Source organism: Bacillus sp. M13(2017), from assembly GCF_002218325.1.
Classification (GTDB): Bacteria; Bacillota; Bacilli; order Bacillales; family Bacillaceae_G; genus Bacillus_A; species Bacillus_A thuringiensis_K.
This window is the reverse complement of the sequence record NZ_KZ268512.1, coordinates 1-12,777: the sequence shown is the minus strand read 5'-3', so window position 1 is coordinate 12,777 and position 12,777 is coordinate 1. Positions and strand designations below refer to the sequence as shown.

The window sequence follows — 12,777 nt, the reverse complement described above, 5'->3', positions numbered from 1 at the left end:
GGAGAATAACATGATTCGTATGGCATTAAGATCATTCAACATACAAATGTATTGTTTGCTAGGCGTAATGTTATTGGGATGGCTCGTGACACCTTTTTCAGCCCAGTTTGTCGGGATAAGCATTGGCCTTTTGGTGAGTATGTACTGCGCCTGGATTTTAGGAAGGCGTATTGAAAAGTTCGGAGATAGCATTGTAAAAAAAGAAAAAGCACCGATGCTCGGAATGATAAATCGGTTCGCAGCGGCAATACTTGGCGCGATTATTATGTATGAAATTGAACATCATGAATTCATGTGGACATTTGCAGCTGGAATTATGGGTGGGTATTTCTTGATTATTATTAATTTGGGGTATTACAGTATGAGGGATGCGAAGGAATAGAGTGAAAACTAAGTTTAAGCATACTGTTGCCTAACAATGAATAGCGGATTATTAAGAAGAGCAATAATTAAACCCAACATAAGATTTAAGAAAAATTTTATATTTACCCCACTTTTTATTTTAAAAGTTTTTCCTATCCTATAAACAAGTTACATCAAGGAGGAGACTGAAAATGAAGAAGTGGGGATTTTATATTTTTAATATATTCCCTATATTCGAAGACAAAGTAGAAGATTAAATATATGAACAAAGTACCAGTTCTTGAACTATGTTCTAAAATAATAGATGAAAATGTAAAGTTAGGGGATTCCACATGCATACAGGAGTTTTGATGAGTTATTTATATACTTATTTTTTTACTATTATGTTTTGTATTATGTTTCAAATTGGATTTTATTTTAAAGCGAAAAGAAACATATCTATTCGGCATTTTCTATGGGTATATATTTTTCTATTCTATCTTTCGCTAGTGTATAAGGTGACGCAGATTGCGACTGTATGGGATATAAGTAGATATGAAACGTGGATTCGTGTAAATCAAATCAATTTGACTCTATTTGATACGGCGGGTAGTACTACGTATCTTTTGAACATCGTACTGTTTATGCCATTAGGTTTTTTATTGCCGACTATTTGGCCGCAGTTTAAAAAAATGAAAAACACCGTATGCGCGGGATTCTTTTTTTCATTGGCAATTGAGTTAAATCAATTACTAAATAATAGAATTACAGATATTGATGATTTATTTACGAACACCCTCGGGGCGATTATTGGGTATTTATTATATAGCGTTTTATTTAAAATGATATGTAAAAGAGATGAAAAAAAGTTTGATACGAATTCTTCTCTAGTTATAAAATACGAGGCTGTTTTTTGTTTAGTGTGTTCATTTGTAGGTGCGATGTTAATTTATTATCCAGCTTTATTTGGAAGACCTGTAATTATTCAGTGAGGTGATTAAGAATTTCTTGTTAACGCCTGTACGATATTTCAATTTGCAAAAAGCCTTTAACACGTTATAGTTAAAGGCTTTTATCATCATAATTTTTACTTACCAATTACCCACTCTAACATCCGCCTTCAACCACTTCACCCAATCCAAGTCCTCTACTTTAAGCAAACTAAGCGAAACACCCTTCATATCTAAAGAAGTCAACAGCGTACCAACCTTTACGAATGTAACTTGCAATCCTTCAAGTTCACACAACCGGCGAATGTCGTTTGCGAAAATGTATTGTTCCATTAATGGTGTCGCACCGAGTCCGTTAATAAGGATGGCGAAGTTGTCGCCTTTTCTCCAGCGATAAATGCTTTTTAGTTTGTTCATCAGTTCAATCGCTAATATTTCAGAAGAGGACAGCGATTCTTTGCGGTAACCTTTTTCACCGTGAATACCGACGCCGTAAAAGACTTCATCTTCGTTTAATGTGAATGAAGCTTGTCCTTTCACTGGATCGTTGGCAGGTGAAAGGGCGACTCCTAATGTGTGTAAGTTTTCAGTGATAGAACGGCCGAGTGCAGTCAGTTCTTCTAAAGAATGTCCTTCAAGAGCGGCTGCACCAAGTATTTTTTGAATGAAAACAGTACCAGCGACGCCGCGTCTTCTTTTATTAAAGGAAACATCATCTTCAATTGAAACGTCGTCATTTACGATGATGTGGTCAATTTTTCTTCCTTCTTCTTTAGCAATTTGCTTTGCCGCTAGAAAGTTTTCAACGTCATCTTTAAAGTTTTTAATGATGAATAAAATACTTTTATCTTTCGGCATAAGGCGAGTTGCCATTATAATTTGTTCTACTGTAGGCGGAGTGAAAATGCTGCCGTTTACGGCCGCTGTAAGCATTCCTTTTCCTACATAGCCAATATCAGCAGGCTCATGTCCGCTACCACCGCCGCTTATAATAGCGACGTCTTGCTTCATTTTTTGGATATCTTTTACATAAATGATGTTATGTGTTTCGTTGTAATTTACTTTGTCATTATGTTCAAAATAAAAGCCATGCAGCATATCTTGAACGATATTTTGTACATCATTCATAATCTTTTTCATTGCTTTTGCCACCCTTTAATTACTTTGCTGATTGCTCCAGTAATAGTAGTAATTGATTGTTTATCATATTTTTCATGAGAGAAGACATAATGGAAGGATCTACTTCGCATTTGCTTTCAATCCAATCTTTTATCGTTCCGACGAAGCCGTGACTATAAAAGGAGGCAATCGTATTTTTTGTCTCATCAGAAAGGCTGAATCCACAGCTCACAGATAATTCATCAATAATCTTCATATATAAGTTTTTCGTATGCTCAAATAAATAGTGATTAAACGAGTTTTGTTCAATAACTTTAAAAGCATTTCGGTAAAACTTTTGATTTTCATAAAAGTAATCAAATAATAAATCAAAAATGTTTTCCCACGTTTCATAGTCAAGAAAATCGATAATGTTCTCTTTCGTTTCTTCTCTATAAATCCAGCTTAATAGTTCAAATTTATCTTTAAAATGATAATAAAAAGTTTGCCTACGCATTTGACAGTGTAACATAATATCGCTCACTGATATTTTATGAAACGACTCTGTTTCCATTAAATACTTCAATGAGTTCGCGATTATCTTTTTAGAAATTATAGAAGAGGTCATCTCAATCATCCCTAGAATGTTAGTAATATGAAAATCCTACCCATAAATGAGAACGGTGTCTTTAGACAGATTGTCCATTTTGTCCGTTTACTATAAAACGCTTTCATTTTAACATGGATAGTAAGAAGAAGATTTCAAATATATCACAATATATTAAAGGAATTGAGGGATAATCACAATGAAAAAGATTATAAACAAACCAGAAACATTAGTAATGGAAATGTGTAACGGAATGGTTATGGCTCACCCAGAGCTTGAACTTTTGAAAAAATATAAAGTTATTAAGAAGAAAGAAATGAACGAAAACAAAGTAACGTTAATTAGTGGCGGCGGTAGTGGCCATGAGCCGGCACATGCAGGATTAGTCGGAAAAGGAATGTTAGATGCGGCGGTGTGCGGAGATGTTTTTGCTTCTCCTTCACAAATTCAGGTATATCAAGCAATTAAAGAAACAGCTAGTAAAAAAGGAACGTTATTAATTATTAAAAATTACAGCGGCGATATTATGAATTTCAAAAACGGAGCTCATTTAGCGACGGAAGATGGAATTGAAGTCGACTACGTAAAAGTGGACGATGATATTGCGGTAGAAGATAGTCTGTATACAGTAGGACGCCGCGGCGTTGCAGGAGTTATTTTAGTTCATAAAATTGCCGGCGCAGCAGCGGAAGCAGGGATGGATTTAGGAGCGGTGAAAGCTGTAGCGGAAAAAGCAGCTGCTAACGTGCGCACAATCGGTTTAGCATTAACTTCTTGTACCGTTCCAGCGAGTGGATCACCTACTTTCACACTTGCGGAAGATGAAATGGAATACGGCGTAGGTATTCACGGCGAACCAGGAATTAAACGTGAAAAAATGTTGTCAGCAGATGAACTAGCGAACCGTATGACAAACGATCTTGTAAAAGATTTAGGAGTAAAAGAAGGCGAAGAAATTGCACTTCTAGTTAACGGTTTTGGCGGAACACCACTGCAAGAGCTCTACTTATTTAACAACGCAGTTACGAGAGAACTAGCTGCAAGAAACATTAAAATTAATAGAGTATTTGTCGGTAACTATATGACGAGTATTGATATGGCTGGTATGTCTTTAACGGTAATGAAGTTAGATGAAGAGCTAAAAACATTACTATCAAAAGAATGTAATACACCCGCGTTTAAAGTAGACGGTCCAGTTGAAAGTGTAGAGTATGTAAATGTACTGGAAGAGACCGAAGAGAAGGAAGTTTCTTTTGAACTAGAAACTGCGGAAGAGTACGCTGTTATTAAAAATAATGTCATTACATTAAACAATATGGTGTATCTCGTTGATAAAATGAGCGATATTATCATTAAAAATGAAGTACCGTTCTGTGAGTTAGATACGCATGCTGGCGACGGCGACTTCGGAATGAGTGTAGCAAAAGGATTTAAGCAGTTAAAACGTGAGTGGCATTCTATTGTAGAACAAGAAAATGTAACGATCGAATCATTCCTTGACGGTTGCTCCATGATTATTATGGAACATTGCGGCGGCGCTTCTGGTCCAATTTGGGGCGGTGCATTCCGCGCAGCTAGTAAAGCAGCAGGCGAGAAGCGTGAGTTAACAGTGAAAGAATTCGCTGAAATACTGCAAGCAGCACTGCAAGGCATCCAATCGATCGGTGAAAGATCATTCGGTAGAGGAGCAGTAGTTGGTGACAAAACACTTGTTGACGCACTTGCTCCATGTGTAGACTCTTGGTTAGATAGCGCCTCAAACGAAGTAGACGTAAAAACTGCCTTTGAAAAAGGTGCAGAAGCAGCGGTTAAAGGAGCAGAGTACACGAAAGAAATCGTAGCTCGCATGGGCCGCGCTGGTACAGTTGGCGAAAGAAGTTTAGGATACCCTGATGCAGGTGCACATGCGCTTGGGGTTATCTTTACGGAGATTGCGGGTAGTTTGAAATAGTAATTGGAAAGTCCCTCTGCCTTAAGGTGGAGGGACTTTTCTATAATTGATTAATATATAATTTCGTTAGATGTTTTCTCTGTAAAGATATGTATGTTTATAAATACTAAGATAATAGTTTTAAAAGAAGAAACGTGAGTTCCTATAAATAGGGAGTTTAGGTTGTTTAATTGTGTTTTGGAAAACTTCTCAATTGATAAAAAGTACTTCAAAAGGAATAAATTAATAATGGAAGATATGAAGGAACGGGAAAAAAAGATAGAAAAGAGGTTAGAGCTAAGGGATGATAATCTTATGAAGATGGTCAGGGAGATTCAAGATGCTAAACGTACTATTGTATCAGCTCAGGAAGAAATAGCGGCAGCCAAGTTTAAGAAGAAGTCTTGGTGGATGTTTTGGAAATGAGTATCATTTTTTAATTAATACAAGTAAAAGAGACCTTATAGGGTCTCTTTTTTTATAGGGTATTTTACTGTTTTCGCTCAAATGAATGGATTGTCTTATACATCTAAGTTGCCTCTACATAAATATCTGTAATCTCACATGTTACTATATCTTAAAAAATATGCAACAGTACCAATAAACCGTTATAAAAAATATTTAAAATAATAACAAATAGGTATAATAATTCCTACTATAGAAAATACAATACTTCCTAAATTAAATGCAGAAAGTTTCGCACGATGAACTTGAATTTCACCTAAATCTACCCCTCCACTAAAATGCTTATCCATAACTTTAGCGACGTTTTGTTGTTGATTAACAAAATAAGGTATTAGCCATATACAGCAGAACAAAATAATACTACCAAAAAAGAGTGTGTCAATAATTGAAGCTTTCCAATTTAATGAAGTAATGACTATGAGAACAAATTCTCCCACCATAACAATTATCATAGTTCCTACATATCTGGTTTTTTCAGAAACGTTTTTAAATACAGTCTCGTCCATAATTTTTTCTATTTTAGTCCATATTACACTGATTAACACGATTAGGCTAATTAAGAAAATAGTAAATAAGGCTTTAACTAAAAGATACTCAAACACTACCGACACCACCTAGTAATTTCTAAATTAGAATATAAAGTTGATTTTTTTAACTCTATCAAAAGATTAAATTCAATAATCTATTAACTAGCTTATCGAAAAATTTATTGATTTAAAGATACAACGCTATATGTATTAGTTATATAGGATAAGATCTCCCAAAATTCCTTTTCTAATATATATATCTTCTAATCATTGTTGGACTTCAATTGTCTAAATATTTTATTTAGCACTTTATATCAGTTAATGATTAGAATTTTCTGAATTAAAACTCCTTGATATATGTTAAGAACATAATTATTATTATGATATTTCGATGTGATTGCTGCTAATGCTTTATCTTCAAGGGGAAATATAAGGTTTTCGTTACCATAATACTAATAACAACCTAACAAATTGAATGGTTACCATAAAATACTAAAAATGCCCCCTCAGCAATTTACAGTATAGTACACTTTTAGGAAAAATGGAATATCAAAATATTTTATTATTAACAATAATGAGAATTTTTACAACGATTATAATTATTGTTCGGATTAAAGATAACTCATTTTTGGTGATCTGTATTCATTTTTTCTAGAGTTTATATTAACTTAGAAAACTTTGTAACAGAACCATAAATAAGATCAAATATCATAAGTTTTTTATTTTTTATACAGTAACCATGTGTCAGCCAGTCCCCTTTTTAATTTAGAATATTCTGTTATTTTTTATCAATTTATAATTGCGGGGTGAATTGTTATATAATTTGCGGAATTATGGTAATATTTAGGTGAATAGAAGTGGTTGAGGAGGACGTAGTGATATGAGCACAAATATTTTAATGCATGAAGCAGTTATGCAACAACTTAATGATTTTTATCAAATGATGTTGTCGCAGCAAATTATAAAAGCAACTGAATTAAAGAAAGAAATAGATGAAAAAATTGAACAGATTAAACATGCAGAAGAAAAAGAAAATCAAAATCAAAATTTATTATTATATTATTCTTTACTAGACCTAAAATATAGAATGCTAACTGATCGAGTAAGTATTCGAAAAGATAGTTTTGAAGCAATTGATACAATTGACGAATCGACAGATACACTCACAGCTTATTACTATCATTCTTTTAAAGCAGAACATGCTTTAATGTTTAGTAACTATAATGAAGCCAGAAGGCAATATGAAGAAGCTGAGAGTTTATTAGAACATATTTCTGACGAACTAGAGCATGCAGAGTTTTATCAAAAATATGCGGTGTTAAATCATCATATGTCTAGTATGCTCATATCTATTGAATACGCAAATAAAGCGAAAGAAATCTTTGAAAGACATGCTGGATACGAGGTGAAAGTCGCTTCTTGTGAAAACACACTAGGGACAGCTTGTATATTCTTAAAGCAATTTGAAAAAGCGGAAGAACATTTGAATCGTTCCATTGATCTTTTGCAAAAACATAATGTGGAAAAATTGATTTTAGTAGTAAGGCATAATTTAGGATTATTATACGCAACTCAAAACTTATCTACATTAGCGATTCGTCATTTATCAGAAGTGACAGAGAAGAATCCTGCCCATTTTAAAGCATTGTTCTTACAAGCACGTGAACACTATAAGCTAAGAGAAATAAATATTGCAAAAGAACTTATTGAAAAAGGATTAGCAGTTTGTATAGAATTAGGAAATGAAGAGTATGTATATCATTTCAATATTTTACGTTCTCTTAATGAAGATGAAGCAATTGAACTCTTAGAAGAAGAAGTGGAAAAAAGTATTTCTTACTTCGAAAAGCAGGATTTATGGGATTTCGTAGAAGAATATGCAGAAGTATTAGCGGTTCGCTTCCGCAAATTGAATAAGCATGAAAAAGTTAGTGATTATTTTAATGTATGTTACGAAGCGAAACAAAAATTACTAAGAAAAGGGGCGTTAAAATAATGAAGAAGCTTATATTAGCGGCGTTAGGATTAGTGATAACATTATCATTTAGTAACAATGCAGGTGATACACAACATGCTCTAAAAAAGGAAGAAATTATACAATACTCACATGCTGATCATTTTTAATTGCTAATTAACAAAGGGACTCCATAATTGGAGTCCCTTTGTTAATGCGGTAACGATTTAGCTTATCTGATTATAAAAATGCAAAGGGTTTCTAAATTTGCAGAGGTAATTATTTGTTAATCTTTTAAAACTTTGGCTTAGTAATACCGAGGGTTATTATAAATATATTAATCATATAATTTGTCCATATCAAAATGAACGTTTTTTGCATCTAATATATTGTAAATATATTTTATTTTGAAAGGATGTGATTATATGGCTTATAAATCTACGGGAGTGTTTCGAGTTCCAGTTTCTAGAAATGGGATTATTCCAACTGCTCTCAACATTATGTTAAACAATGATTCACGTTGCCATACTAGTAATGTAACGGTAACTGTTAAGAGAAGCCGAAACACTTTTTTCCCAACTCAAAATGAATTAGTTGAAATCTCTCGTACTTTTGTTTCTTTAGAACCAAACAGAACAACTAAGATTGTGTTGTTTACTCCAGAATTCCAAGTAGAAGATTTCCTTGATGTCATCATTAGTGGAAATAGAGAGGATGTTAAGGATGTTCTTGTATATTCTTTCTTAGCAGATTCAGTAGGTCATAATCTGCCATCTACTGTTTTCAGAAATGCAGAATACACTTTTGCTTGCTGACACCGTGATGATGTATTCTTTACTGTCGTATATCTGAATTGAAATGTTACAAATAGCACTTCACGGCATACAATCTATCGGTGAAAGATCGTTCGGCAGAGGAGCGGTAGTTGGTGAAAGAAGTTAAGGATATCTAGATGCAAGTGCGTATGCGCTTTGGGTTATCTTTACCGAGATTGCGAGTAGTTTGAAATAGAAATTAGAAGATACCTTCTACCTTAAGGTGGAGGGAGGGTCTTAATATTGTTTTTTGATATATATTGCTAAATATGTTCCCATAATTCATTCTATTGTATTGAGAATAATGTCATCTACATCAAAAAAACGGCTTATAAAAGGAATTAGTATTTGAAGGAGTTCCACCTCAAACATACTCCTATGCATATAAGTATGTTTGAGGTGGATTTATTAGCGAATTTTATATATAGCATGAATGAAAATGAGATAAATAAAACAATATTCCCTATTATGTTTTTAAGAATTAATTGAGCAGGTCCTTGTAAAAATAAAGAAAAGACACCAAAAGGTGCCTTCCGCCGGCTTAAATTATTTTAATATTATCGATCTAAGTTTAAAAGCTATAGGGATTTTTTCTGTGGGTTTTGTAAGTAGTTTTTACGAAATTATGAGTGTTTTTTATTTTGTATTTCAATAAGTTCATCTGGTATCACTTTTGTATAATATTCTTTTTCTGTTAGTTCAAATATAAATAATGCTTTTTTCCAGTTATAAATAACCTCTTCTACATTATGTTGTTTAATTTTTAATAAACACTGACCTTTTAAATAGAATAGTTCACCTAGTAGGTATAAAGTATTTAGATTAATTGCTAATTTGATACCTTTATCAATGTACTTTATTGCCTCTTCATGTTGATATGTGAAGTCGAAACATTTTGCTAAATTTAACATGAGTTTTAATTTAATTTCTTTATCTCTAGGAAAATCTAGCTTATTAAAATTAGTTAAACATTTTTTGAATATATTAATACTTTTTTCATATTCTTTATTTTCCGCATAAAATATAGCCATTGTTTGCATAATATCTATTTCTCTTTCTGATAAAAAATCAGAATTAGTTAAAGTCAGTTTTAATGCATTATTTAAAAAATCTAAAGCAGTTTTTATTGATTTATCCACCACAAATATAGCAATTGCTTCATGCCATATTAGAAATTGTTTCTCATCTTTTGTTTGAAAATTATTTAAGTTTTTCTCTTTTTTTACTATTTCATAAAGTTCTTTATATTGTTTTTGTTTTAAGCAATCTTTTATTACATATTTTACATTTTCTACATATTTTAATCTTTTGTTTTGAGTTAGTGCAAATATGTTATTTGGATCAATACCAAGTCTTTCTGATAATTGATATAACAATATACTAGATGGATAAATCATACCTTTTTCAATCTTACTAATTTGACTTTGTGAACATATTCCATGACATAATTCGGATTGTGATATATTTTTTTTAATTCTAAGTTCTTTAATGGTAATACCCAAATCGTTAAATTCCATTTTGCCACCTACTATTTAGCACTTTATTAATATAAGAACATTCTCTAACCTTAATGTAATGTAAAATTAATATAGTTGCAATTATTGTTTTAAAGGGCTTATCGTTTCTATAAGATGGTGAGATTTTTTTATGTAAAAAAAGAAACCAAAAGGTGCCTTTCGCCGACTTGGACCACGTTCATTTAATATAAACCTATCTGTATTTTCACATGCTCATCTAATAATCCCTCTATTTTCCATTTGATAAAATAAAATCCTAATATTACCAATAATTAAATAAATATTTCTGCATATTCAAGATATTTACATAAATTACAAAAGTGATACATTTAAGTTGTAATCAATAAAAACTATTAAAGGGGGATTTATTATGTTCAAGAAATTAGTAGTAGGAGCGTTAGCAACAGGTATTGCATTAACAGGAGGAATTGGTGCAGCTTCAGCTGATACACAAAAAGCTGTGAGCTCTCCGAAGCAAGCAACATGCTCAATTCCTTATGAGTATTCTAATGGGAAATTCAAAAGAACTCTTTATTACTCAAATGGAGTATATGCTAATAGTTTTAATGAAAATGTTTGTGGCGGGACGATTACGTGGTATTTAAAACATGTTCAAAATGGAGTTGCTTTTTACGAAGGTAATTTAAAATAGTAGATTTTTTGAACCTCATTTATTGAGGTTCCTTTATTTTTAGTTTTTAAACTGATTCTCTATAAAAAAGACACCCTAAGGTGCCTTCTTGAGATTTGCTCCATTGTAATATGGTATTGGATGCCAGTCCAATTATTATTTTACCACCTTAAATAGTTTCGGTTATTGAGAAAAAAGACAACTCATTATTTGAATGCAAAAAGTCCTAGGGGGACTAGGACTTTTTGCTAGAATGAATATGATTTAAAAAAGGACTTATATAACGTAACATATGAATGTTTCGTAAATGTATCAAAAAAATGAACAAAAAAGTTATTTTAAATAAAAAAAGCTCCGCGATAAAAGCTGCGGAGCTTCATAAGGTCGAGTTATGTCGTACTCACAAGGGATTTTAACATGAATGTTGTGGTAAAAATACTGGTAAATTTATCCCGTAAAATCCCGATTGGTTTAACTAATAATCAGTGGGGGATGAATAAAACTCCCACTGATTAAAGTTTCACTTCATTCGAAGGAATTCATGTTTTATAAATTAGATTATGAGAGTTGATATTCTCCATATTGACCAGAAAAGAACTAAAAATTCTAGTGAAATTCCAAGTGTTCGTTTCCTAGTTTTTTGAAATTCTTTTATTAAATAGCCAACAGCACTAATTGCTATAAGAATGAAAAGAATAAGTTCGAGTGTAACTGGCATTTTATCTACCCCTAATACATTAATTTATTATATAAAGATTATAAGATATTTTTGTGGCTAGTAGTGAAAAATTTAATAAAACTATCTCTAATGGAGTTTTGTTTGAACTTCTAAAAGAATTTGTGAAAACCATTGTACGTAGAGTTTCTGCGTATGTTTTTAGGAAACAAATTTTAGAAAAAGATAACAAAAAAACCACTCCTCATCGTCGTCGGAAGCAAAAGGGTGGGTTTTGTAAAAAATAAATGAGCCCTAATGAATATAATGTACAAAAGAAAAGACACCCAAAGGTGTTTTACTCCGACTTGATAACAACATTTTATGTATTAAAGGTCATCAAAAAATGTTGTATTTGAAACACGTGACGTTCCATTAATATATTATAAATTTAGTATAATTATATATTGAATATAAAATTTAGAAAGTTGGTGGGAATAATAAAATACATAAAATCCTTATTAAAAAAGAAGCTCTAGGATTAGGGGGCTAGGGCTTCCTGTGTTGGTATATCTCGCACGACATTATAAAAAGAAAAGAACTTAATGAAGATAACAGAGAAATGTTTCGTAAATGTATCAAAAAATTGAACAAAATAGTTATTTTAAAAAGAAGAGCAACTAGCAAAAATTAGATACTGATGTATAAGAAAGGAATAAATTGATAATTTAATATACAAAATACAAGATATGCAATATTGCATATCTTGTATTTCATATTACATTTAACCCAATCATGCCTTGAATGGAGAGGGTTTAAAAGAAATATAATAATCTAAATTATTTGTCGATTGATATGGTAAATTATAGATAAATAAAGAAATTTATGTTAATGTACTTATGGTAATATATTGTTAAAAAAAGGAAGAGGTGAAAAGTTTATATGTTTAAAAAAGGCGTATCATTGCTATTGATTCTCATTCTATCTATTTCTACATTTAGTATAGTAACTCACGCTGCTAGTAGTTCAGAATATGTGAATCAATCATTCTATGGGTATAAGGAGCCATCTTTTAATTCAGCTAAAACAAATGGTGGGTCAGAGTATGGTGCTCAAAATGTAGGAGTCGTGGAAAAAAGAGATAATGGCTGGTGGAAGATTGAAACATGGGAAGGTCCAGTTTGGATTAACTTAAATGGGGAAGAACGTGTCATGGGAGATTTCTATGCATATGATGAACCTTCTCTCTCATCAAAGGTTGCGAATGCTGGAGCGAAGTACGGACG

Annotated in this window: 12 protein-coding genes and 3 pseudogenes; 11 read left to right on the top strand and 4 right to left on the bottom strand. The window is 32.1% G+C overall.

Going from position 1 to position 12,777, the window contains the following annotated elements:
* Window positions 1-10: 10 nt before the first annotated feature.
* On the top strand, window positions 11-382 hold the full coding sequence (locus CGQ22_RS23225) for an ATP synthase subunit I (RefSeq protein WP_000620605.1): 372 nt from the start codon (window positions 11-13) through the stop codon (window positions 380-382).
* A 313-nt stretch (window positions 383-695) separates the two neighbouring features.
* Window positions 696-1,334, top strand: a complete 639-nt coding sequence (locus tag CGQ22_RS23220) for a VanZ family protein (RefSeq protein WP_000556870.1) — start codon at window positions 696-698, stop codon at window positions 1,332-1,334.
* 99 nt (window positions 1,335-1,433) lie between these two features.
* Here the strand turns inward: CGQ22_RS23220 and dhaQ are convergent, their stop codons facing one another.
* A complete protein-coding gene (gene dhaQ / locus CGQ22_RS23215) occupies window positions 1,434-2,432 on the bottom strand; it encodes a DhaKLM operon coactivator DhaQ (RefSeq protein ID WP_000723380.1) in 999 nt (332 codons plus the stop codon).
* Window positions 2,433-2,451: 19 nt separating this feature from the next.
* Complete coding sequence (gene dhaS / locus CGQ22_RS23210) at window positions 2,452-3,018, bottom strand: dihydroxyacetone kinase transcriptional activator DhaS (RefSeq protein ID WP_000204220.1); 567 nt, start codon at window positions 3,016-3,018, stop codon at window positions 2,452-2,454.
* 178 nt (window positions 3,019-3,196) lie between these two features.
* Here dhaS and dhaK point away from each other — a divergent pair, with 178 nt between their 5' ends.
* Together dhaK and CGQ22_RS23200 are read left to right on the top strand one after the other, a co-directional pair.
* Window positions 3,197-4,948 (top strand): dihydroxyacetone kinase subunit DhaK, encoded by a 1,752-nt coding sequence (dhaK, locus tag CGQ22_RS23205; protein ID WP_089149413.1) that lies wholly within the window; start codon window positions 3,197-3,199, stop codon window positions 4,946-4,948.
* A gap of 210 nt (window positions 4,949-5,158) precedes the next feature.
* Window positions 5,159-5,353, top strand: a pseudogene (locus tag CGQ22_RS23200) (DUF3967 domain-containing protein); the annotation flags it as partial.
* 182 nt (window positions 5,354-5,535) lie between these two features.
* On the opposite strand, the gene CGQ22_RS23195 reads toward CGQ22_RS23200, so the two are convergent.
* The gene (locus tag CGQ22_RS23195) at window positions 5,536-5,994 is read right to left on the bottom strand and encodes a hypothetical protein (RefSeq protein ID WP_000464476.1); all 459 of its coding nucleotides are present in this window, start codon (window positions 5,992-5,994) and stop codon (window positions 5,536-5,538) included.
* An 805-nt stretch (window positions 5,995-6,799) separates the two neighbouring features.
* Between CGQ22_RS23195 and CGQ22_RS23190 the strand changes: the two genes are divergently transcribed.
* The 4 genes and pseudogenes from CGQ22_RS23190 to CGQ22_RS33030 all read left to right on the top strand — a co-directional run.
* A complete protein-coding gene (locus CGQ22_RS23190; protein WP_074594350.1) occupies window positions 6,800-7,915 on the top strand; it encodes a tetratricopeptide repeat protein in 1,116 nt (371 codons plus the stop codon).
* A complete protein-coding gene (locus CGQ22_RS32585) occupies window positions 7,915-8,043 on the top strand; it encodes a hypothetical protein (RefSeq protein ID WP_254922576.1) in 129 nt (42 codons plus the stop codon). The genes CGQ22_RS23190 and CGQ22_RS32585 overlap by 1 nt, the downstream gene beginning before the upstream one ends.
* A 255-nt stretch (window positions 8,044-8,298) precedes the next feature.
* Window positions 8,299-8,688 carry a hypothetical protein gene (locus CGQ22_RS23185; protein ID WP_089149412.1) on the top strand — a complete coding sequence of 130 codons (390 nt, stop codon included), beginning with the start codon at window positions 8,299-8,301 and terminating at the stop codon, window positions 8,686-8,688.
* A 40-nt stretch (window positions 8,689-8,728) separates the two neighbouring features.
* Window positions 8,729-8,812 (top strand): annotated as a pseudogene (locus CGQ22_RS33030) (dihydroxyacetone kinase, ATP-dependent); the annotation flags it as partial.
* Between the two features lie 499 nt (window positions 8,813-9,311).
* Here the strand turns inward: CGQ22_RS33030 and CGQ22_RS23175 are convergent.
* Window positions 9,312-10,205 carry a helix-turn-helix domain-containing protein gene (locus CGQ22_RS23175; RefSeq protein ID WP_000395465.1) on the bottom strand — a complete coding sequence of 298 codons (894 nt, stop codon included), beginning with the start codon at window positions 10,203-10,205 and terminating at the stop codon, window positions 9,312-9,314.
* Window positions 10,206-10,575: 370 nt separating this feature from the next.
* On the opposite strand from CGQ22_RS23175, the gene CGQ22_RS23170 reads away from it, so the two are divergent.
* The 3 genes and pseudogenes from CGQ22_RS23170 to CGQ22_RS23155 form a co-directional block, all read left to right on the top strand.
* Window positions 10,576-10,857 (top strand): LCI fold-containing protein, encoded by a 282-nt coding sequence (locus CGQ22_RS23170; RefSeq protein WP_000473814.1) that lies wholly within the window; start codon window positions 10,576-10,578, stop codon window positions 10,855-10,857.
* 750 nt (window positions 10,858-11,607) lie between these two features.
* Entirely contained in the window at window positions 11,608-11,799 is a 192-nt protein-coding gene (locus CGQ22_RS23160; RefSeq protein ID WP_000168408.1) for a hypothetical protein, read from the top strand.
* Window positions 11,800-12,433: 634 nt separating this feature from the next.
* Window positions 12,434-12,777: pseudogene (locus CGQ22_RS23155) on the top strand (hypothetical protein); the annotation flags it as partial.